The following is a 21,747-nucleotide window of genomic DNA, read 5'->3' as shown; positions in this document are numbered from 1 at the left end:
CTCACAGCAGCGAGCGCAGCGACCGCGTTCTGACGCCGCAGTCCTCGCGGTACTCGCAGGGGCCACACTTCGCGTCAGTGTCGGCCCGGGCGGGTGGCCCATCGATGCTCTCGGCCGTCCGAAGCGCCCGTCGGTAGATTCCCGTTCGCCGGGCGGTCAGTTCGACGTCCCGGACGATGCCGTGGGCGGGGTACTCCGCGTACGCACGCTCGACGGGCCGTTCACAGCCCCACGAGAGCGCCTTCGCCGCTGCGACCAGTCGAACCGTCTGTGGCTCCCAGACGCCCTGTTCGGGCGGCTTCCCGGCGAAGACGAGCGACGGGACCGGGCCGGCGTCCGTTCGGACGAGTTTGTGCGCGACGCCGCGAGCGTCCGTCCCCGAGAGGTAGACGTCCCGGTCGACGGGGTCGGCGAGTGCGTCCCAGTCGTCGAGGCGGTCGCGGGCGGCACGGAGACGCTCCCGGACGGTGGTCGGGTCGACCTCGATAGGCGCGGTCAGCAGTGCGGCGTCGTCGGTCAGGAGTCGGTCGTAGTCGAACGCGAGGTCACGTATCGCGCCGATACCCGCTGGTACGTCCGGCGGACCGTCGCGGCGGCGGTAGTAGAGCTTTCGCGGGCAGTAGGCCGCGGTTTCCAACTCGCGGAAGGTGTGGTCGGCCATAGCCCCCACTGGTCTTGCGTTCGGTCAAAAACGTTCGCCGGCCTACATCGAGACGTCGGCGTCCGAGTCGAGCGAGTCGATGTCCTCGGTCGCCTCGTCGAGGCCGCTCTCGCGGACGGCGGCGGTCATCTGTGTCGCGAGGCCGGCGTCGGTGAGGACGTCCTCGAACTCGCTCTGGAAGCGGTGACTCACCTGACGACTGGCGGCCTGTGTCTCGACGATGCGGCGGTAGTGGGCGGCAGTGTCGGCGTCGACGGCGAACGTCTCGGCCAGTTCGTCCACCGTCGCGCCGTCGACGGCCTGCCGGCGGAACGCCGCCATGTCGAACTCGACGTCGGCGTCGTCGTCCTCGCGCAGGAGGTGGAGATCGAGACGGGCCTCGAACACCGCCGACTCGCCGACGCCGAGGTCCGCCGCGATGTCGTCGTCCCCGTCACCGTCATAGAAGCCCCGGACGATCGATACCAGCGCGTCGTCGTCGAGGTCGGTGCGGAACGCATAGCGGTCCCGCATCCGGGCGACCACGTCCGCGAGTCGGTCCTCGACCGTCGACTCGTCGACGTCGGTCAGCGACCCGTGTGTGGCCTCTTGGGACTCCGTGACCGTCCCCTCCTCGGCGACGTCCATGAAGATGTCACGGAGTTCTTCGGTCTTCTCGTCCATCGGACCGGTACCTTCCACCGCCGAGGTATATAGTTGTTTGGTGGGCGACGGGATTCTGCCAGAAACTTTCAACCGTTTATAGATTCTCGGAGACGGCGGCGGTTCGTGCCAAGTTTCAAGTGTCAGCGTGTCTCGTGGTAAGGCATGTCACTCGTGCTGCAGACGACCACGCGGCCGACGTTCTGGCGTATCGGTCCCGTGGGGAAGGTCCTCTTTTACTATCTGGCCGCGCTGTCGATTCTCGTCTTCCTGTACGGCGTCTACGGCCGCGTCTCTCGATACGCGCGCGGGAGCGAGGACCCGTTTAACCGAGTGGACAACCTCCCGGACCGCATCCTCACGGCGGCCCGGTTGGCCCTCTCGAACCGCAAGCAACTGGACCGGGACACGGTAGCGGGCGTGATGCACGCCTTCGTCGTCTGGGGCTTTCTGACCCTGCTCATCGGGACGACGATTCTCGGTATCGACATGGACCTCTACCGGCCGCTGACGGGTGAATCGTTCTTCGTCGGCCGGTTCTACCTCTCGTACTCCTTCGTGATGGACGCGATGGGACTGCTGTTCGTCGTCGGCGTCGGCGTGGCCCTCTGGCGGCGCTACGGTCGTCGGATGGAGCGACTCCACGACCGACACACCTCCCGGGAGGACGACCTGTTTCTGGGGGCGCTGTTCGTGCTGGGCATCGGCGGCTACGTGACGGAGGGCGTCCGTATCCTCGGGACGTCGACGGTCCGTGACGTCTCCTTCGAGACGGTGAGTTTCGTCGGGTGGTTCGTCAGGGACGTGCTCTTACTGGCCGGTGTGACCCCCGAGACGGCGGCGGGTGCCTACCCCTTCGTCTGGTGGAGTCACTCGCTTGTGGCGCTGTGGTTCGTCGCGTGGATTCCCTACGCCAAGCCGTTCCACATGCTCTCGTCGTTCGGGAACCTCGTGGCCCGCGACGAGAAGGCCGGCGTCCGCCTGCCGGGCGTCCCCGAAGACGCCGCCCCCGAGGACATCGGGCCGAGCGAGATAGACGACTTCTCGTGGAAGCAGTTGTTGGACCACGACGCCTGCACGAAGTGCGGGCGCTGTTCGTCGGTCTGTCCGGCGAAGGAGGCGGGCCGACCGCTCGACCCGCGGAACGTGATTCTGGACCTGAAACGGTACCGCGAGGACCGGGACGCCGGCGGCGAGGACGTCCCCATCGTCGCCGACGGCGGCACGTCGGTCATCGACGCCCACACGATGGAGTCCTGTATGTCCTGTATGGCCTGCATGGACACCTGTCCGGTGGACATCGAACACGTCACGCAGTTCACGGAGATGAACCGACGGCTCACCGAATCGGGCGAGATGGACGAACACGTGCAGGACGCGATGATGAACGTGTTCCAGCACGGCAACACCTTCGGCGACCCCGAGCGCAAGCGCCCCGACTGGACCGAGGAACTGGACTTCGAGGTGCCCGACGCCCGCGACCAAGCTGTCGAGTACCTCTGGTACGTCGGGGACTACCCGAGTTACGACGAGCGCAACCAACAGGTGGCGAAAGCCCTCGCACGGGTCTTCGAGGCCGCCGACGTCGAGTACGGCATCCTCTACGAGGCCGAACAGACCGACGGCAACGACGTGCGACGGGTCGGCGAAGAGGGCCTCTACGAGATGCTCGTCGAGGACAACGCCGCCGCCATCGGTGACTGCGAGTTCGAGTCCATCGTGACGACTGACCCGCACTCCTACAACACCTTCACGAACGAGTACCCCGAGTTCGAGGCCTGCGAGTGGGACGAGTCGGACGTGTTCCACTACACGCAGGTCGTCGCCGACCTCGCGGAATCGGGAGCGCTGGGCCTCCGCGGCGACGAACTGGACTACACCGTCACCTACCACGACCCCTGTCACCTCGGGCGGTACAACGACGTGTTCGACGCCCCGCGTGACCTCGTGGACGCCACCGGGTGCGACCGCTACGAGATGCCCCGCAACCGCGCCGATTCGTTTTGCTGTGGTGGCGGTGGCGGCGGCCTGTGGATGGACTTCGAGGAGGAGACCAAACCCAGCGAGGAACGCCTGCGCGAGGCGCTCGAAGACACGGACGCCGGCGAGCGCGTCGAGAGGTTCGTCGTCGCCTGCCCGATGTGCATGACGATGTACGAGGACGGCCGCAAGACCGGCGGCTACGAAGACGACATCGAAATCGTCGGCCTCACCGAACTGCTGGCTGAGGCGGTCGACGCCGGCGCGTAGTCAGACTGTCGCGAGCCGTTCCGAAAGCGTCTCGATGGCCTCCTCGACAGTCGGACAGGTCGCATCGGCGTAGTACTGGACGAAGTGTGGGGGCGTCTCGCTGACGACGACGGTCGGATGGTCACACCGGACCGCGTGTAGCAGTTCGGCCATCGTGCCACAGGACGGGTCGGGGAGATACGCGAGGAAGGCGTCGCTGTCGGCGACCAGCGAGAGGTCCCGTTCGACGATGTCGGCGACCACCTCTGGGGGCGTGTGTTCGGGGACGAGCGACGGGTCGGCGAGGACGTCCTCGAACGACGTGGCGGCGACAGCGTGGGAGACGGCGTCGAGGTAGGGCTCGTCGGGCAACTCGTCCAACCGCTCGCCGATCTCGGCCACGTCGTCCGTCTCGGCGACCAGTTCCAGCGCTGCGGAGTACTGGTCGACCGGTTCGAACCCCGCCTCACGCAACCGGTCGCGGATAGTCAGACGGTAGTCGACGATGGTCTCTACGTCCTGAAAGTCGATGGGGCCGGCGAGGAACACCTCGGTCATACCGATAGCTCCGCCCGCCGGGGGACTTCGCCGACGGGGATGCCAAGCACGTCGTCGGCGCCGACGGCCGCGTCCCGAGCGATGAGCGCCGCCCCCGTCGCCGTGCCGAACCGCTCGGAGACGTGGGTCGGGACGATGTCCTCGAAGGCGTCGGTGAGACGACCACGAACGTCTATCGGGTCCTCGATTCGGCTGAGACGGCCGCTGAGGACGATGGCTTCGAGCGGGTCGTCGTGGACGTGGCGGGCGAACGGGAGGCAGGCGTAGACGTGGTTCAGCGTCGCCCAGTAGGCCATCTCCAGCAGTTCCGGGTCGGGCGTCCCCTTCACCGCCTCGAAGTCGTAGTCACGCTGTGCCAGCACCCCGGACTGCATGTAACAGTCGTGGTAGTCCTGATCGCCGTCGCGCAGCCGTCGCAGCATCTCCATGTCCGGGTGGGCGTGGATGAGCGCCAGCCACGTGAACGCGCCCCGAATCTCGCCGTCCTGAACCAGCGTCGCCATCGAGGAGGAACTCGTGTTGGCGGCGATGAAGTGGTCGGCGCCGTCCTCCCACTCGTCGAGACGCCGTTTCGCGTAGCGCGTCATCGCGACCTTATCGGCACCGGTCAGGTTCGAGTAGTGCCGGAAGTACGGATGGAGCGAGGGGAGGTCGTCGTGGACCCCCGGGAAACAGACCGTCGGGACGGCAGAGCGTTTCAGTTCGTCGTAGACCAGCGTCCCGGTGCCGAAACTGTGGCCCGCGCCGATGTGGTCGACCACCCCGCGGCCCTCGATGGACTCGATGTCGGTTATCGAGGAGAACCCGTCCCCGTAACTGTAGCCGATAGCCGCCATCTCGACGTCCTCGACGGCGACGTGGTCGGCGAGGATGTCGAGGAACGACCAGTCGAACGGATCGTCCGCCGAGCGCTCTATCTTGAACGAACCTGTCCGCTCGCCGTCTTCGTCGACGACAGCGACCTTCATACCGGTCGTAGAGTGGTCTATCCCGACAAACATATATCCACATCGTCGTGATTGTTACTTCAAACTTTTTTCTAGATAGAGTAAAGTTTTCAATCGTGAAGCCAGACGTTGTACTCCGGGAGTATCCGGTGGAATTATCTAGGAGTCACCGACTACCACGGCGTATGGAGACCGCCACAGAGCCGGCATCGTCGATGGACAGCGTGGTCGTCAAAGACCTGGCCGACGCCGACGAGATGGCAATGACCAACGAGGCCCAGCTCAGCAACCACTTCCACCTGCTCCGGCAGGCCCTCCTCGCCGACGTGCCCGGGGACGTGGTCGAACTGGGCTGTTTCCGCGGGACGAGCGCCGTCCTGTTCCAGCAGGTACTGGCCCACTACGCGCCGGACCGCGACCTCCACGTCTATGACTCCTTCGAGGGGCTGCCACCAAAGAGCGAGGCCGACGGCGACGCACCGCTCGAAGAGGGGTTCTGCTATGCGACGCCCGAGGAGTTGCGCGACCGGTTCGACGCGTTCGACGCCGCCCACCCGACGGTCCACGAGGGGTGGTTCGAGGAGACGCTCCCCGAGGAACTCCCCGAAACCATCGCCTACGCCCACCTCGACGGCGACTTCTACGACTCCGTGCTGACGAGTCTGGAAACCGTCTATCCGCGGCTGGCGGAGGGCGCCATCGTCGTCGTCGACGACTACGTCGACCCGTCAGTGCTCGACCACCACGACATCCTCCCGGGCGTCAAGCGGGCCTGTGGCGAGTTCTTCGCCGACAGACCCGAGGAGGTCGCCGTCCTCGCCTGCGGCGAGAATCAGGCCCACGGGTACGTCCGGAAACAGTGACCTACCGGGCGCGGTCGTACGCCGCGAGCGCCTGCAACGCGGCCGTCTGCGTGACCGCCGGCGCGAGATAGCGGGGCGCACCCTTGTTGTACATCACTCGCGTCGGCTCCCACCGCCCGTCCTCGCCCTGTGCAGACAGTAGCCACTCGACGCCGGCGCGAACCGCGGAGTGGTCGGCGTCGACGCCTGCCGCGAGGAGGCCCTGTACCGCCCACGCCGTCTGTTCCGCCGTCGACGGTGCCACGCGGTAGTCGAGGGCGTCCACGTCGGCGGTCAGCGAGTAGTTCGACCGCTCGCCCCACCCGCCGTCGTCGTTCTGGGCGGCGAGGAGGGCGTCGACGGCGTCGGCGACCACGTCGCGGTCCGTCTCCCCCACGGCGTCCAGTCCGACGAGGACGCGACTCGTCCCGTAGGTGTAGCCGTCGCCCCAGACGCCCATCCACATGTCGGCGTCGGTGACCGACCGCTCCAGATAGTCGAGGGCGTCGGCGACGACGGCGTCGGCGGCAGTGTAGCCGTATTCGCCGAGTGCCTCTAGCGCGTGACCGGTGACGTCTGGACAGGCCGGACTGGCAAAGAGGAGTTCGTACGTCTCCTCGCCGGCCTGCTGACGGAGCACCTCGGCGATAGCGTCGGGGAGCGGGTCGAAGTCCGTGAGGAACCCCGACCACGCGCCGTCGCTCCGCTGGGCCTCGACGAGGAACTGGACGGCCGCGTCGTCGACGGGCCGGTCGCCGCGGGCGAGGGCCGTCAGCGCCGCCGCGGTGTCGTCCCAGTCGGCGTACATCGCCGGGCGGAACCCCCACCCGAACCCGAAGTGTTCGCGGAACTGCGCCGGGTCGCGGTCGAGTACAGCCTCGTCGGTCGATTTGGCGTCTTCGAGCCAGTCCAGTGCGTCGGCCACCTCGGGGGTTTCGGGGTCGGCGCCCGCCTCGAACAACGCCCGGAGCGCCCACGCCGTGTCCCAGACGGAGAGCCGGTACTGGACGATGCGTCCCTCGTCGGTGAGTCGCTGCTCCCGAAGCCAGTCAAGCGCCGGCCGGAGTTCGGGACCGTCGGGGTCGTAGCCGGCCTCCGACAGCGCCAGCACCGCGAAGACGTTGTCCGGACTCGTCTTCCAGTTGCCCGAGCGGAGCCGTCGGTCGAGTAGCACCTCGACCGGGAGGTCGGTGTCGACGTCCTCGCCGTCGGGGCGCTGGGATTCGATGGCACCGCCGAGGACGGCCGTCACCAGCAACGCGTCGATGGCGTGAGGGTGGACGGTGTGGCGTTCGTAGTCGACGCCGCCGTCGTCGATGCCCGGCGTCTGCCAGAGGATGCGACCGATCTGGAGGTGTTCGTCGTTCGGGAACAGCGTCTCGACGGCGTACTCGTCGCTCATCAGGGCGTAGAACCGCTGCATCCGAAACAGCGGGAACGTCAGGTCGTCGGGGTCATCGGGCACCAGCCGCATCCCTTCGCGTTCGATTTCGGCCTCGACGGCCGCGCGTTCGTCCCCGTAGTCGCCCGGTAGCACGTCCAGTAACAGCCGACCGCCGAAGTTCGCCGCCGCATCGCCCCACCCGCCGTCGTCGGCCCGTCGGGACAGGACGTACTCGACGGCGCGGTCACGTGCGGCCGCGTCGGCGCGGAGTCGCGTAAGCGTAAGCGCGTAGTGAATCGTAAAGCGGACGTCCCCGATACCGTCTGGGCCGAGCGAGCAGTCCGCTTCCCAGTGGTCGCTCCGATACGACGAGGCCTCGAACAGCGCCGTACGTGCCGCCGCGACGGCGTCCTCGACTGCCGCCGCCGACGTGTCGGACGGAATCTCAGACATCAGTTATAATTCGACAGAGTTGTATTAAACCGTACCGGTGCGTATCAATCGAGGACGTCGACGGAGAACTGGCCGGTCCAGCGGTAGCGCCGGCCGCCCCACTCGAACTCCGGTTGCACGACGCCGTAGGCGAGACAGGCGCCGAGGAGGAGAAAGCCCGGCCACGCGAGCAGGAACGTCCAGCGGTCGAACCCCGCGACGGCGTAGGCGGCCCCGACGACGGCAGTCGTGATCACACCCGTCAGGAGTGGCACGAGCGCCGTACCGACGGCGACGAGTGCCACGACCAGAAACATCGCGACGAGCGCCGGCGGGTCGGTAAACAGCATGTTCCGAGTAAAACGGACCGAACGGTGGAGCGAACTCCGAACGGACCCCTCGACGGTTATCTCGCGGGCCAGCGAGAGGTCGCCGTGGACGGCGTCTATGTGTTCGCCCATGAGGACGTCGTCGCTGACGGTCCGGCGCAGGTCCGCGACGAGGGCCGGCATGTCCACCTCGTCGCGGTGGAAGCAGGCGGTGCCGCCCCACAGTTCCGCTCCCAGCAGGAACACCGGGAGATGGAGGAGGTGACTCGGTCCTTCGAGGAACTTCCCGAACAACCCCTCGCTCGCGAACATTGGCACGGACGTGACCGCGCCGTGTTCCTCGACGCCCGCGACGACGTGGTCCAGCCACCCCGGCCCGTGGTCGAAGTCGTCGTCGGTACAGACGATGATGTCGTCCGTCGCGGCCGCCAGTCCGGTCGCAACGGCGTTGCACTTCCCCGAGCAGCCCTCCGGGTCGCCGGCGATCAGCACGTCGGTGTTGGCGGGCGTCGACCGCTCGGCGACCGGGTCCGAAGCGTGGTCACAGACGACGAGCAGTTCGTCGTCGGGGCCGACCTGTTCGGCGAGGTCCACACAGGCGTCGGTCCACTCTCTGGTCGGCAGGATGACGCTGACCATCTCAAGTTTGTCGTTTTCGTCCGAAGGGGAAAAACTAACCGCACTAGGGTAGAATACAACGCTCGACGCCGACCGCCCGAGCCAACCCTTACTTCGCTCGCGCACCACCGACCGATATGGACGTAGCGCTGGTCACCGTCGGCGACGAACTGCTCTCGGGCGATACGGCGAACACGAACGTGACGTGGCTGGCCCGGCAGTTGAGCGACGCGGGCGCGACGGTCACGCGGGTGCTTACGGTTCCCGACGACGAGGCGGTCATCGCGGACGCCGTCACCCGGTATCACGACGCCTTCGACGCCGTCGTCGTCACCGGCGGCATCGGCGGGACCCCCGACGACGTGACGAAGGCGGCGGTCGCACGGGCGTTCGACCGCGAGTTGGTCGTCCCCGAGGACGTCCGCACCCACCTCGAAGCGAAGGCCGAGCGGTTCGCCGACGAGAATCCCGAGATGGTCGACCGCTACGACATGGACCTCGATTTGGACGCGTGGGCGAGCGTCCCCGACGGGGCCGAACCGCTGTTGACCGACGAGAGCTTCGCCGCTGGCTGTGTGCTTGACGGCGTCTACGTCATGCCGGGCATCCCCGAGGAACTGAAGGCGATGTTCGCCACCGTCGCCGAGGAGTTCGGCGGCGACCGGACCACCGAGACGCTCCACACGCCCGCCCCCGAGGGCGCCGTCGTCGGCGTCGTCACAGAGGCCCGCGAGCGGTTCGGCGTCGCCGTCGGGAGCTACCCCCGGAACGACGACACGCCGGGCCGGGTGAAAGTGACCGGCGACGACCCCGAGAGCGTCGAACGGGCGGCAGCGTGGCTCTACGAACGCATCGAGACGGTCGACTAGAGCAGTTCGAGCACGCCCATCGCCGCCGCGGCGAGGAGTATCTCGAACGAGAGTGTGCCGAGCGCCGACAGCGGGACGAACCGCTTGGTCTCCATCCCGGCGACGCCGGCGGGCACCGTCAGCATCCCGCGCGTGAACAGGAGCGTGTTACTGAGCGGCACCGCAAGCAGGCCGAAGCGGTCGAACATCGTCCCGAAGCGGTCCATCTGGTCCTCGTCGACGCGGAACCACGGCCGGTCTAAGAGCCACTCGCGGCCGCCGCGCTTCGCCAACAGGAAGAGCGCGGTCTGGCCGGCCGTGGCGCCGAGGACGGCCACGACGAGGATGCCAGCGACGGCCAGAAGGTCGTAGCCGCCGGCGGTCCGCGCGAGGACGGCGACGGCCGCCGGAACGAGGCCCTCACTGGGGGCGAAGTAGAGCAACATCGCGCCTTCGAGGACGAAGACGAAAAACAGTGCCAGTAACCCGTAGCGCTCCAGCAATCGCTGGGCGTAGGCCGTATCGCCGAAGACGTACAGTGCGATACCGGCGACGCCGAGGACGGCAAAGAGGCCTGCGACGACGAGCAGGCCGTAGTCCTCCGCGAAGGTCCGGACCGGGCCGCGAACGTCGGTGGCGTCTGTCGCCATCTATCTCTCAAGGCGGCCAACGCCGACATATGTTTTCTGCATCACCCGTCGGCCCGGTCGGACGTGGGAACCACTGACCGCGGTCGTGGCCAGCGAGCGAACGTATCACACACGGACCCGGCCCGAAGGAGAAACCGCACGAGACGAGTCGCACAGAACAATTTAGTATTCTGGGTGTGTTGTTGACATTTGCCATGGCAACAGAACGGCTCACCCGTCGAACCGCAGACACCGTCGAGGAAAACCCGGTCCGCCTCGATACCGATAAGGCCGAACAGATCGTCGGCGCGCTGAACCGGGACCTCGCGGACGCGTACGTCCTCTACCACCAGCTGCACAAGCATCACTGGAACGTCGAGGGTGCCGAACACCACGACATCCACGTCTGGCTACAGGAGGCCTACGAGGACGTCGAGGAGGCCGCCGACGACGTGGCCGAACGGATTCAGGCGCTCGGCGGAGTCCCACACGCCGGCATGCCGGCCCTCGCGGAGGCCGCGACCGTCGAGGCCGAGGACGAAGACGTCTACGACATCCGGACGTCGCTGGCGAACGATCTGGAGATGTACGGCGACATCATCGAGAGCTACCGCGACCACATCGGACTGGCCGAGAACCTCGGCGACCACGCCACGGGGGAGATGCTCCGGCAGCAACTCCTCGACTTAGAGGAACACGCTCACGTCATCGACCACTACCTCGAAGACGACACGCTCGTCCTCGAATCCGCGACGCGATAGCGGCCGAAAAGACGACCGGTCGTTAGCTGACGTCGGGCGCGGTCTCGTCGGTGCTGCCGGGGAGTTCGATCTCGATTTCGAGTTCCGGGTCGTCGACGCCCTCGAAGTCGATTTCGACGGTCACCGGTTCGCCGAAGGCGAAGGGCAGTTCCCACTCGTCGCCCTCGATGGTGAGTTCGTCGTTCTCCCGGAGTTGCTCGCCGAGGTCGACGAGGAACTCGCCTGCGTCGGCCGCGCGCAGTCGGTACTCCTCTTCGAAGTTCCGTCCGGTCGTAATCGTGGTCTTCTCGGTGTCGGTCGTCGTATCGTCCGTAGTCTCTGTCATGGGTAGTCGTTCGCTTTCGGATGGTCGAGCGCCTGTCGAACTGTTCGAGTCAGCGGGCGTCCGCGGGGTCGACCGTCAGGTCGGTCGCGATCCACCCGTCCGTGTTGTCGGTCGCCGTAAACACTACTTGCCCCGGAACGGTCTCCTGCGCCGTGACCTGCGGCGACGAGTCGGCGTCACGCTCCGGCGTGTCGGCAGCGACAGTCGTGGCCTGCGGTTCCATCTTCGACAGTTCGTTTAGGTTTGCCTAAACACTATAACCTTTCTCGTTTGGCCCGCGCCGCGGGGCGGCGTCGACGAAGAGAGCGAGCGACGCGGGGTTTTTTCTCGTCGGCGTCGAATGAGCCGACAGATGGAACTCGAATCGGTGCCGGGCGTCGGGGCCAAGACGGCCACGGCGCTGCGGGAACTCGACGACCCCAAACGAGCCCTGCGCGATGGCGACGTCGCTACCCTCTCGCAGGCACCGGGCATCAGCGAGGGGCGGGCCGCCCGCATCGCTCGGGGCGCCATCCGGGCCGACCACGACGACCCCGGCGGGTTCGCCGCGACGCCGCGGGCCCGCGAGATCTTCCGTGAGGCGCTCGGCCTCCTCCAGTCCCGGACCGTCACCGACTACGCCGCGAAGCGACTGGAGACGCTGTACCCCAGCGGGGTCCAAAGCCGCATCGAGGAGGTCCGGGCGTTCACCGAGCGAGCGATGGATCGAGAACCAGACCCCGACGTTCGAGCGGCACTCTCCGGCGTCGAACCGCTCGCCGACCCCGGCGACGTGCGGGTCCGCGACCGGTGTCTCGCCACGAGCGACGCCGAACACTACGCCGCCGCACAGGAGGCCATCCCCGAGGTCAGCGTCGAAGTCGTCGACGACGCCCGCCAACTCGCCGAACTGGCCCGCTCGTACTCGACGGTGGTCGCGCTGGACGAGGCCTTCGCCGGCGTCGACGTCGAGGGCGACGTACGCGTCGAACCGAACGCGCTGGAAGAGCCCGCGTCGGTCGTTCCCGAGCGCGTCCTCACCTTCTTCGCGCGCAATCGCGACCGGGTGGCCGCCGCCGCGGAGGTCCACCGCGTCGCCGGCCTCGACGCTCCCTGTGACCTCGACGCGCTCGCCGACGCACTCGACAGACTGGACGAGGACGGGAGCGTGCGCGGCGACGACGAACTCGACCGACTGGCGACGGCCGTCGACGACTTAGACGCGGCCGTCTCGACGGCCGAGAGCGTCGCCAACGACCACCTCCGGGAGGCCATCGAGGAGCGGGACGTGACCATCGAGGGGACGGACCTCCTCTCGCTGGTCGAACGCGGCGCGGGCGTCGACTCGCTGCTGGGCCGGGAACTGGCCGACGAGTACGCCGCCGCCGTCGAACAGGCCCGCGACCACCTCGTCGACGCGCTGAACCTGCGAGACACCGAGACGATGGCTCGCCGGGCGTTCCCCGACGAACCGACCTACCCCGTCGAGCGACAGGAGGACGTGGTGAGTCGCCTGCGCGAGGAACTGACCGCCGCCCGTGACCGGCGAGCGACCCGCCAGAAGCGCGAGTTGGCCGACGACTTAGCCGACGTGCGGGGCGACGCCGAGCGACTGGTCGCCAACGCGCTGGAACTGGACGTGGAACTGGCCGTCGCCCGCTTTGCCGCCGACTTCGACTGTACGCTGCCCGAGATCACCGAGGACCGCGGGTTCGACATCGAGGGCGGACGCTCGCCCCTACTCGACGTCCCCTTCGAGGCCGTCGAACCGGTCGACTACGGCGTCGACGGCGTCACCGTCCTCTCGGGGGTCAACAGCGGCGGGAAGACCTCCACGCTCGATTTGGTGGCGCTGGTGACGACGCTCGCACACATGGGGCTGCCGGTACCCGCCGAGTCCGCCCGCATCGGCCGCGTCGCCGAACTGCACTACCACGCGAAAACGCAGGGGACGCTCGACGCTGGCGCTTTCGAGTCGACCCTGCGGGAGTTCGGGGCGTTGGTCACCGACATCACGACCGACCGCTCGGTGATGGTGCTGGTCGACGAACTCGAATCCATCACGGAACCCGGCGCGGCGGCGACCATCATCGCCGGCATCCTCGAATCGCTGACCGAGCGCGAGGCGACCGGCGTCTTCGTCTCGCACCTCGCCGAGGACATTCTGGAAGCGTCGGACGCCGACCTCGCTATCGACGGCATTCAGGCGGCGGGGCTGGTCGACGGCGAACTGCGGGTGAACCGCTCGCCCGTGAAGGGGCAACTCGCCCGCTCGACGCCGGAACTCATCGTCGAGAAACTGGCCGACGACGACGGCGAGGACGGCTTCTACGCCGGTCTACTCGGGAAGTTCGACTAGGCGTCGGTGCCGTCTTCTGGACGCGTGTCTCCGGCGACGGCGGTGCCGAGGGCTCGAACGACCGCACCCTCTCACACTCACCCGTGGACGGCTCGCCGGCGCGAAACTGGCCGACCGTCCGGGCGACCAACGACGGCAGACCGCAATAGCCCTCGAACACGCCGGCCACAGGCGGTCCGACGCCGACTGGCAGTTCCACTTTCACTATCGGTGGCAAATGGTTAAGTGGTCCGGGAAGCTCGGTGAAAGTGATGAGCGACGACCCCGAGGAGGGGATGCTCGGCTGGGACGAGTCCGTGTTCCGGGACGAGCACGTCTTCGAGATAGACTGGCTCCCGGAGACGTTCAAACACCGGTCGAGTCAGATGGAGACGCTGAAGTACTCGCTCCGCCCCGCCGTCCGGGGGTCGCGCCCGCTCAACGTCATCGCTCGCGGCCCGCCCGGCACCGGCAAGACGACGGCGACCCAGATTCTGTTCGACGAACTGTCCGCCCAGACGGACGTGCGCGCCGTGCGGGTCAACTGTCAGGTCGACTCGACGCGCTACGCCGTCTTCTCGCGGCTGTTCGCCGAGATTTTCGACTACGAACCTCCCTCCTCGGGCATCTCCTTCAAGAAGTTGTTCTCACAGATAACCGACAAACTCGTCGAGGAAGACGAGGTGCTGGCGGTGGCGCTGGACGACGTGAACTACCTCTTCTACGAGTCCGAGGCCAGCGACACGCTGTACTCCCTTCTCAGAGCGCACGAGGCCCACTCGGGCGCGAAAATCGGCGTCATCTGCGTCTCCTCGGACCTCGAACTCGACGTCATCGAGGCGCTCGATACGCGTGTGCAGTCGGTGTTTCGCCCCGAGGAGGTGTACTTCAACAAGTACGACCAGACCGAAATCGTCGACATCCTCGACGAACGGGTCGAGCGCGGGTTCAACGAGGGGGTCGTCGGCCCGGCGGTACTGGACCGCGTCGCCGAACTCACCGAGGAACAGGGCGGTGACCTGCGAGTGGGCATCGACCTCCTGCGACGGGCCGGGATGAACGCCGAGATGCGAGCGTCCCGGTCGGTCGAACTGGAGGACGTCGAGTCGGCCTACGACAAGTCCAAATACGTCCACCTCTCGCGGCGGTTGCAGGAACTCTCCGACTCTGAGACGGCGCTCGTCGAGGTCATCGCCGAACACGACGGCAAACGCGCCGGCGACATCTTCGACGCCTTCAACGACGCGAGCGGACTGGGGTACACTCGCTACTCCGAGATTATCAACAAACTCGACCAGTTAGGCATCATCGACGCCGACTACACCGACGTCGAGGGCCGCGGTCGGTCCCGCGAGTTGACGCTCAACTACGACGCCGACGCCGTGCTGGACCGGGTGTAACACGCTGTCAGTCGGCGTACACGCGCCGCGGCGAGTGCCGCCGAACGGCCTCAGGCGCGGCCGTTCAGCGGGCAGACGAAGTAGTTCGGCGGGCCGAAGCCGGGGTTTCCGAGGCTCGTCTCGATGTAGTCGGCGTCGAGAATGTCCTCGTCGTTCGAGAGCGGCGCGTCGTCGTTGAACGCGTCGACGTCCGTCACCTTCGCGCTGTAGGTGGTCCACATACCGCCGTTCCAGTCCTGGTCACCGGGGCCAGATTCGGAGACGAAGGGGGACAACTGGTCCTCGCTCACGTCCTCGTTAGCGACGATGGGGCCGTCGCCGTCGTGGAGGAAGTAGAGTTTGTCCTCGGGGTCGGGTCGCTCGTCGAGTTCCCGCACTACGTTCGTCCGCCACAGCACGTCGTTGGCGTAGACGCGACCGAACTGTCTACCGTGGTCGGTACCGCTACCGGCGGCCGCGGCGCCGGTAGCGCCCACGCCCACCGCGGCCATCGCGAGGGCCCCGGTCGTGCGGAGGAGTCGTCGTCGGGTCGGTGTTGGCTCGTCCATGGAGTCACGGGAGGCGGGTCCCTCCCGACTGGGACGACGAACGAGGAGTAAAAGGCCGTTTTTCGAAGTTCGGGCCGACTCTGTGCCGAGTTCGGGTAGAATCTGTATCGACTCTCTTCCAACTCTGAATCGACGCTGTCAGTCGAGTTTCTCGAAGGTCGTCTCGGCCCACTGAATCGCGTAGTCCGCGCCGTACTCGCGGTAGGCCTCCGTATCGAGTGCAGCGAACGGGGCGGGCAGGTCGAGGCCGTGTTTGACGCCGCTGCAAGCCAGTTCCGCGGCCGCGGCGAACCCGGTCTGGCCGCGGGCAATCTCGCCCGCGAGGTCCGAGAGGCGGGGTTCGAGGCGCTCGCCGGCGTCGGCCCACGCGTCGTACAGGTCGGGGTAGTCCTCGGCCCACCCGCTGAACTCGGCGCGGGTCTGGATACCGAGGTAGGCGTCGTACAGCGCCGTGGCGAGTTGATAGGTGTCGGCGGGGCCGAGTCGCGGGTCGGTGACGCGGGCGAACTCGGGATAGCGCTCGCCGAAGAAGCCGAGGAAATGTTCGGGTTCGTCCAGTCCCACTTCGACGAGCGCCTCGGCGACGAGGAAGTCGACGAACGCCGACGGCGAGGTTTCGAGGCGCGGTTTGACGAACACGCAGGGTGGCCCGGTCTGGTGAGTCCACGCGACGCCGCCGTCGCCGGGCATCCCGATAGTGAGGTCGCTCCCGGCGAAGCGACGGAGCGGGTCCGGGGCGTTCTCGGGGACCCACGACGAGTCGTACGAGAGTGGGTCGACCGAGTCGGTGACGAGCAAGAGTTCCTCGGCGACGGCCGAGTCCAGCGTCTCGAAGTCCCGCTGGCAGTTCAACACGAGCGCGTCGGGGGCGTACTCGGCCCGAACGTCGGGTAGCTCCCCTCTAGCGTGCGCTCGGTGAACATCAGGCCGAGAACAGAATCAGATTGGCGACGATGGCGAGTGACAGCAGTGCCGATGCGGCGATAGTTCCGAGGACGAGTTTCGTTGCCGTGCTCATGTGAGACCCTATCGCAGGCCCCGCATTAAACCTTGAGAAACGACTATCGGCTTGCCGGACCTCACGGCCGGTATGAACAGACAGCGCGTCTCGACCGGGACCGAGTGGGAATCGCAGGTCGGTTACTCGCGAGCGATACGGGCCGGCGACACCGTCCGGGTCGCCGGGACCATCGCCACGGACGACGACGGGGCAGTGGTCGCGCCCGACCAGCCCTACGAGCAGACGCGGTACGCGCTGGGCATCGTCACGGACGCGCTGGACGATCTCGGGGCGAGCGCCGACGACGTGGTCGCCACCCGGATGTACGTCACCGAGATGGACCACCAGACGGAAGTGGGCCGCGCTCACGAGGAGGTGTTCGGCGACGTTCGGCCGGCGGCGACGATGGTCGAGGTGTCGGGGCTGGCGGCCGAGGGGGCCGTCGTCGAGGTGGAAGCGGAAGCGGTTCTGGAGTAGTCAATCGTCGGCCACGCCGACGCCGGACCGCCGGGCCACGTCGCGCCACTTGCCCGTCCAGAATCGGCCGGTGTTGACCGCCGCCTTGAGGTAGAAGTCACCGACGAGGGCGACGAAGATGGCGGGCAGACCGAGGCCGAGGCCGGGCGAGACGGTCACCCCGACGAGCGGCACCGTCGCCACGAACGACGCCGGGAGCGCGAGCGCCGCGACCGGGAGTCGGAAGCAGTAGCCGCCCAGAATCGCACCGTAGAGCGGCCAGCGCGTGTCACCGGCCCCGCGGAGACTCCCCCGCATCGTCCGTGAAATGGAGAATCCGGCGACGATGAGGCCGAACACCCGGACGAACTGCGCCGCGAGTGCCGGGTATTCGGTGCCAAACAGCGAGACGACGGGCCGGGCGAAGACGACGAGGACGGCGCCGATGGCGAGTTGGACGGCGAGTGCCACCCGAAGGGTCTGCCAGCCGTACTCGGCCGCCGAGGACTCGTCGCCCGACCCGAGGTGCTGGCCCACGAGCGTCGACGCCGCCGTCGCGTACCCCCACGCGGGCATCAGCGCCAGCAACATCACCCGGCGGCCGATGGCGTAGGCCGCGAGCGTCGGCGTCCCAAGCACTCCGAGGACGAACAGGAACGGGAACCGCGCGAACGTCTGGAGGAGGCGCATCCCAGACAGCGGCAGCGCCACGCGGACGATTTCGGTCAGCAAGCCGAGGTCGACCTGCGGGCCTCGCAGGGGTAACCGCACCGCGTACCGCCCGGAGACGAGGAGTCCAAAGAAGATGGCCGCTGCCAGCGTGTTGGCGACGGCCGTCCCGATGGCCGCCCCCGCGATGTCCAGTTTCGGGAACGGCCCCAGTCCGAAGATGAGGACGGCGTTGAGCACGACGTTGGTCGGCAGCGTGAGCAGGCGGACGTACATCGGGGTCCGGGTGTCCGCACTGCCGGCCAGCGCCCGCGAGGCGACCATGCTCCAGAACCGTGGGGCCATCGACAGCATCACGATAGAGAGGTACGTCGCGCCGAAGTCGATAGTGGCGGCGTCGTCGGCGAGGATACCGACGAGTACGTCCGGATACAGCCACGAGACGGCCGTCAGCGGCGCCGACAGCAGGAGGGCTAGCCACAGCGACTGCTTGACCGCGAGGTTCGCACGGGCCGGTTGGTCGCTCCCTTGCAACCGAGAGACGACGCTGATGGTGCCCGAGGACACCGCGAGCGAGAGGCCGAAGCCGACGAAGTAGTACTGAAAGCCCAGTTCGAGGCCGGCGATGGCGGCGTCTCCGAGTGCGATGCCGACCATCAGGAAGTCCGCCAGTCGCAGGAGGATGCGGAGACCGCCCGTGACCATCACCGGCGCGGCGAGGTCGGTCGCCTCGGTGGCCATCCGGCGGTCGACCAGTCCGGCGCGGGCAAGCACGGCCGGCACCCCCTGTACGAGTCGGCTGAAGAGACGGCGGACCATCTACCGGGACTGGGGGCGGCAGGCCCCTGTCAGTTTCGTCGTCAGGGAACCAACTGCTCGCCGTCGTCGTCGTAGATCGTGATGGCCTCGACGGGGCAGGCACGGGCCGCGAACTTCGCGTCGAACTCCGCGTCTTCGGGTATCTCGCGCACGAACAGGTCCTCAGATTCTTCCTCGCTGTCCGCCAGCACAGCCTTGCCGGCGTCTTCGTCTCGCTCGAAGGCGTCCCACTCCGCGACACACTGGAACATCCCGATACAGGTGTCACGGTCGTATTCGACGTACATACAGTCGCGTTGTCCCGTGACGGCCAAAGGCGTTCCCCTCGGGGCCGCGCTGATGACGACAGTTTAAATCGGAGTGGGGTCCAACGGGGGTGTAATGGACGTTGCGGACCTGCCGGGAGTCCCCGACTGGCTCCCCGACCACCTGCGCGACGACGGTATCGAGGAACTGTACCCCCCACAGGCCGAGGCCGTCGACGCGGGGGTCACTCAGGGACAGAACATCGTGGCGGCGATACCCACCGCCAGCGGCAAGACCCTCGTTGCGGAGCTAGCGATGCTCTCGGCCGTCGCCCGCGGCGGCAAGGCCCTCTACATCGTCCCCCTGCGGGCGCTCGCAAGCGAGAAGCAGGCCGAGTTCGAACAGTTCGAGCAGTACGGCTTAGAGGTGGGCGTCTCGACGGGCAACTACGAGTCCGACGGCGGGTGGCTGGGCGACAAAGACATCGTCGTCGCCACCAGCGAGAAGGTCGATTCCCTCGTGCGAAACGACGCGCCGTGGCTCGAAGAGTTGACCTGCGTCGTCAGCGACGAGGTCCACCTCGTCGACGACGGTCAGCGCGGCCCGACGCTGGAAGTGACGCTCGCGAAACTCCGCCGACTGAACCCCGACTTACAGACGGTGGCGCTGTCGGCGACTATCGGCAACGCCGACGAACTGGCGACGTGGCTGGACGCCGAACTCGTCGACTCGGACTGGCGCCCCATCGAGTTACAGAAGGGCGTCCACTACGGGCAGGCCTTGCACTTAGAAGACGGGAGTCAGCGACGGCTAGCGGTCCAGAACAACGAGAAACCGACCGCTGCCGTCGTCCGCGACACCCTGCAGGACGAATACGACGAGGACGGTAACCTCGTCGAGGAGGGCGGGTCCTCGCTCGTGTTCGTCAACTCCCGGCGCAACGCCGAGGCCGCCGCCGGGCGACTGGGGAGTACGGTCCGACCTCACCTCACGAGCGAGGAGGAAGCCGAACTCGCCGACGTCGCCGCCGAAATTCGGGACGTGAGCGACACGGAGACGAGCGACGACCTCGCCGACGCCGTCGAACAGGGCGCGGCCTTCCACCACGCCGGCCTCGCTCGCGGCCACCGCGAACTCGTCGAGGACGCGTTCCGGGACCGACTCGTCAAGGTGGTCTGTGCGACGCCGACGCTCGCGGCCGGGGTCAACACGCCCTCCCGTCGCGTCGTCGTCCGGGACTGGCGGCGCTACGACGGGACTGCGGGCGGGATGCAACCCCTGTCGGTGCTCGAAGTCCACCAGATGATGGGCCGGGCCGGCCGACCGGGACTGGACCCCTACGGCGAAGCCGTCCTCGTCGCCAACAGCCACGACGAACTGGACGAACTGTTCGAGCGCTACGTCTGGGCCGACCCGGAGCCGGTCCGGTCGAAACTGGCCGCCGAACCCGCGATGCGGACCCACATCCTCGCCACCGTCGCCTCCGGGTTCGCTCGCTCCCGGTCGGGCCTGCTGGAGTTCCTCGAAGAGACGCTGTACGCGAGTCAGACCGACGAGACGGGACGGCTGGAGCAGGTCGTCGACGACATGCTGACCTACCTCGAACGGAACGGCTTCCTCGAAATCGACGGCGGGGATGGCGAGGCGCGGAGCGCCTCGAAGTCGAGCGGCGATGAGCCGCGAGACGAACTGGACGCGACGTCGCTTGGCCACACCGTCTCCAGCCTCTATCTGGACCCGATGAGCGCCGCGGAAATCATCGACGGTCTTCGGGACTGGCAGCGGTCGGCGGCCGAGTCGCCGACCGCAGCGGCCGCCGAGGGCGGGTTCACCACCGCGAGCGAACTCGCCGACGAACAGGCCGCCGCGGGCGAGGTGGACCCAGACGACCTCTCCGCGCTGGGCCTGTACCACCTCGTCTCGCGCACGCCGGACATGTATCAGCTCTACCTCCGATCGGGCGACCGCGAGGAGTACGAGATGGAACTGTACGAACGCGAAGACGAACTCCTCGGCCCGACGCCCTCGGAGTTCGAGGACGAACGCTTCGAGGACTGGCTGTCGGCGCTGAAGACCGCCCGCCTGCTGGAGGACTGGGCGGACGAAGTCGAGGAGGACACCATCACCGAGCGCTACGGCGTCGGCCCGGGCGACATCCGCGGCAAAGTCGAGACGGCCGAGTGGTTGCTGGGGGCCGCCGAGTCGCTGGCCAGCGAAATCGACACGGACGCCGCCCGCGCCGTCAGCGAGGCCCGAATCCGCGTCGAACACGGGGTGCGCGAGGAACTGGTCGACCTCGCGGGCGTGCGCGGCGTCGGTCGGAAACGCGCCCGCCGCCTGTTCGAGGCCGGCATCAGCGACCGCGCCGAACTGCGCGACGCCGCGAAACCGGTCGTGCTGGCGGCGCTTCGCGGCCGCCGGAAGACCGCCGAGAACGTGCTGGAGAACGCGGGCCACCGCGACCCGTCGATGGAGGGCATCGAACCGGATTCGGACGTCGACGTCCTCGACGACGACCCGCGGGACGACGACGAGGACGGCGTCGAGACGGGCGACGACCAGTCCAGTCTGGGTGATTTCTGATGGAGGTCGTAGACGGCATCGCGACCATCGAGGACGTAGCCGAGTTCGTCACGGAACTGGACGCTATCGGCGAGCGATACGACGCGACCGTACAGGCGTTCGACGCGCGCTACGTCGTCGACCGCGCCCACCTCGAACGGGCCGTGGCGCTGGCTGAACGGGCCCGAGAGCGTGACGACGCCATCGCCGACGACTTCGGCGTCGAGATACTGCTGTACGCGGCCGGCCGCCGGCAGATAAACCGCGCGCTGGCGATGGGCGTCAGCGAGGGCGAGTGCCCGGTCGTCGCCGTCGTCGTCGGCGGCGACGAGGCCGGGGCGGCCGAGGCGCTACAGGCCCTCCTCGAATCAGGCGAGACGCTCGACGAGTACGACCCCGAACGAGTACGGTCGTTCTTCGACGTGAGCGACGCCGAACTCGCCGCCACCGACGGGACGCTCGCCGACGCCGTCCGCGAGCGAGTGGCGCTGTTGCCCGTCGAGAAGTAGCGAGGACCCGACCGCC

At 67.5% G+C, this 21,747-nt stretch carries 21 protein-coding genes and 1 pseudogene; 9 read left to right on the top strand and 13 right to left on the bottom strand.

The window, feature by feature from the left end:
- Position 1 precedes the first annotated feature (1 nt).
- Together G9465_RS03315 and G9465_RS03310 are read right to left on the bottom strand one after the other, a co-directional pair.
- The gene (locus G9465_RS03315; protein WP_166967512.1) at positions 2–661 is read right to left on the bottom strand and encodes a hypothetical protein; all 660 of its coding nucleotides are present in this window, start codon (positions 659–661) and stop codon (positions 2–4) included.
- Between the two features lie 42 nt (positions 662–703).
- A complete protein-coding gene (locus G9465_RS03310) occupies positions 704–1,324 on the bottom strand; it encodes a conditioned medium-induced protein 4 (RefSeq protein ID WP_166967510.1) in 621 nt (206 codons plus the stop codon).
- A gap of 144 nt (positions 1,325–1,468) precedes the next feature.
- On the opposite strand from G9465_RS03310, the gene G9465_RS03305 reads away from it, so the two are divergent.
- Positions 1,469–3,553: a (Fe-S)-binding protein gene (locus G9465_RS03305; protein WP_166967508.1), complete on the top strand. Its 2,085-nt coding sequence runs from the start codon at positions 1,469–1,471 to the stop codon at positions 3,551–3,553.
- Here the strand turns inward: G9465_RS03305 and G9465_RS03300 are convergent, their stop codons facing one another.
- Positions 3,554–4,090 carry a hypothetical protein gene (locus G9465_RS03300; protein WP_166967506.1) on the bottom strand — a complete coding sequence of 179 codons (537 nt, stop codon included), beginning with the start codon at positions 4,088–4,090 and terminating at the stop codon, positions 3,554–3,556. It abuts the gene before it with no gap.
- A complete protein-coding gene (locus tag G9465_RS03295) occupies positions 4,087–5,091 on the bottom strand; it encodes a methanogenesis marker 12 protein (protein ID WP_227015695.1) in 1,005 nt (334 codons plus the stop codon). Before G9465_RS03295 ends, G9465_RS03300 begins: the two co-directional genes overlap by 4 nt.
- Before the next feature lie 131 nt (positions 5,092–5,222).
- Between G9465_RS03295 and G9465_RS03290 the strand changes: the two genes are divergently transcribed.
- Positions 5,223–5,900, top strand: a complete 678-nt coding sequence (locus G9465_RS03290; protein WP_166967502.1) for a TylF/MycF/NovP-related O-methyltransferase — start codon at positions 5,223–5,225, stop codon at positions 5,898–5,900.
- A 1-nt stretch (position 5,901) separates the two neighbouring features.
- Here the strand turns inward: G9465_RS03290 and G9465_RS03285 are convergent, their stop codons facing one another.
- Together G9465_RS03285 and G9465_RS03280 are read right to left on the bottom strand one after the other, a co-directional pair.
- Positions 5,902–7,716 carry a prenyltransferase/squalene oxidase repeat-containing protein gene (locus tag G9465_RS03285; protein WP_166967500.1) on the bottom strand — a complete coding sequence of 605 codons (1,815 nt, stop codon included), beginning with the start codon at positions 7,714–7,716 and terminating at the stop codon, positions 5,902–5,904.
- A gap of 44 nt (positions 7,717–7,760) precedes the next feature.
- Positions 7,761–8,663 (bottom strand): glycosyltransferase family 2 protein, encoded by a 903-nt coding sequence (locus G9465_RS03280; protein ID WP_166967498.1) that lies wholly within the window; start codon positions 8,661–8,663, stop codon positions 7,761–7,763.
- 116 nt (positions 8,664–8,779) lie between these two features.
- On the opposite strand from G9465_RS03280, the gene G9465_RS03275 reads away from it, so the two are divergent.
- On the top strand, positions 8,780–9,511 hold the full coding sequence (locus tag G9465_RS03275; protein ID WP_166967496.1) for a molybdopterin-binding protein: 732 nt from the start codon (positions 8,780–8,782) through the stop codon (positions 9,509–9,511).
- On the opposite strand, the gene G9465_RS03270 is transcribed toward G9465_RS03275, so the two are convergent.
- Entirely contained in the window at positions 9,508–10,140 is a 633-nt protein-coding gene (locus G9465_RS03270) for a DedA family protein (protein WP_166967494.1), read from the bottom strand. The two genes, G9465_RS03275 and G9465_RS03270, sit on opposite strands and share 4 nt — an antisense overlap.
- A gap of 194 nt (positions 10,141–10,334) precedes the next feature.
- Here G9465_RS03270 and dpsA point away from each other — a divergent pair, with 194 nt between their 5' ends.
- The gene (gene dpsA / locus G9465_RS03265; RefSeq protein WP_166967492.1) at positions 10,335–10,880 is read left to right on the top strand and encodes a DNA starvation/stationary phase protection protein DpsA; all 546 of its coding nucleotides are present in this window, start codon (positions 10,335–10,337) and stop codon (positions 10,878–10,880) included.
- Positions 10,881–10,902: 22 nt separating this feature from the next.
- On the opposite strand, the gene G9465_RS03260 is transcribed toward dpsA, so the two are convergent.
- Positions 10,903–11,205, bottom strand: a complete 303-nt coding sequence (locus G9465_RS03260; protein WP_166967491.1) for an amphi-Trp domain-containing protein — start codon at positions 11,203–11,205, stop codon at positions 10,903–10,905.
- A 49-nt stretch (positions 11,206–11,254) separates the two neighbouring features.
- Entirely contained in the window at positions 11,255–11,428 is a 174-nt protein-coding gene (locus G9465_RS03255) for a hypothetical protein (protein WP_166967489.1), read from the bottom strand.
- Between the two features lie 129 nt (positions 11,429–11,557).
- Here G9465_RS03255 and G9465_RS03250 point away from each other — a divergent pair, with 129 nt between their 5' ends.
- A complete protein-coding gene (locus G9465_RS03250; RefSeq protein ID WP_166972877.1) occupies positions 11,558–13,543 on the top strand; it encodes a helix-hairpin-helix domain-containing protein in 1,986 nt (661 codons plus the stop codon).
- A gap of 251 nt (positions 13,544–13,794) precedes the next feature.
- Entirely contained in the window at positions 13,795–14,922 is a 1,128-nt protein-coding gene (locus tag G9465_RS03245; RefSeq protein WP_166967488.1) for an ORC1-type DNA replication protein, read from the top strand.
- Positions 14,923–14,972: 50 nt separating this feature from the next.
- Here G9465_RS03245 and G9465_RS03240 read toward each other — a convergent pair whose 3' ends face one another.
- Both G9465_RS03240 and G9465_RS03235 read right to left on the bottom strand, forming a co-directional pair.
- The gene (locus tag G9465_RS03240; protein WP_166967487.1) at positions 14,973–15,470 is read right to left on the bottom strand and encodes a hypothetical protein; all 498 of its coding nucleotides are present in this window, start codon (positions 15,468–15,470) and stop codon (positions 14,973–14,975) included.
- A gap of 138 nt (positions 15,471–15,608) precedes the next feature.
- A pseudogene (locus tag G9465_RS03235) lies at positions 15,609–16,393 on the bottom strand (hypothetical protein).
- A 167-nt stretch (positions 16,394–16,560) separates the two neighbouring features.
- On the opposite strand from G9465_RS03235, the gene G9465_RS03230 reads away from it, so the two are divergent.
- A complete protein-coding gene (locus G9465_RS03230; protein ID WP_166967485.1) occupies positions 16,561–16,947 on the top strand; it encodes a RidA family protein in 387 nt (128 codons plus the stop codon).
- On the opposite strand, the gene G9465_RS03225 is transcribed toward G9465_RS03230, so the two are convergent.
- Positions 16,948–18,414, bottom strand: coding sequence for an MATE family efflux transporter (locus G9465_RS03225; protein ID WP_166967484.1), 1,467 nt, complete (start codon positions 18,412–18,414; stop codon positions 16,948–16,950).
- A 41-nt stretch (positions 18,415–18,455) separates the two neighbouring features.
- Entirely contained in the window at positions 18,456–18,701 is a 246-nt protein-coding gene (locus G9465_RS03220) for a ferredoxin (RefSeq protein ID WP_166967481.1), read from the bottom strand.
- 94 nt (positions 18,702–18,795) lie between these two features.
- Here G9465_RS03220 and G9465_RS03215 point away from each other — a divergent pair, with 94 nt between their 5' ends.
- Both G9465_RS03215 and cgi121 read left to right on the top strand, forming a co-directional pair.
- Positions 18,796–21,243: an ATP-dependent DNA helicase gene (locus G9465_RS03215; RefSeq protein ID WP_166967479.1), complete on the top strand. Its 2,448-nt coding sequence runs from the start codon at positions 18,796–18,798 to the stop codon at positions 21,241–21,243.
- Positions 21,243–21,731 (top strand): KEOPS complex subunit Cgi121, encoded by a 489-nt coding sequence (gene cgi121 / locus G9465_RS03210; RefSeq protein ID WP_166967477.1) that lies wholly within the window; start codon positions 21,243–21,245, stop codon positions 21,729–21,731. Before G9465_RS03215 ends, cgi121 begins: the two co-directional genes overlap by 1 nt.
- The last annotated feature ends 16 nt before the right edge of the window (positions 21,732–21,747 follow it).

The organism is Haloarcula sp. JP-L23, from assembly GCF_011602445.1.
GTDB lineage: Archaea > Halobacteriota > Halobacteria > Halobacteriales > Haloarculaceae > Haloarcula > Haloarcula pellucida.
This window is presented reverse-complemented; position numbering and strand designations above follow the sequence as displayed.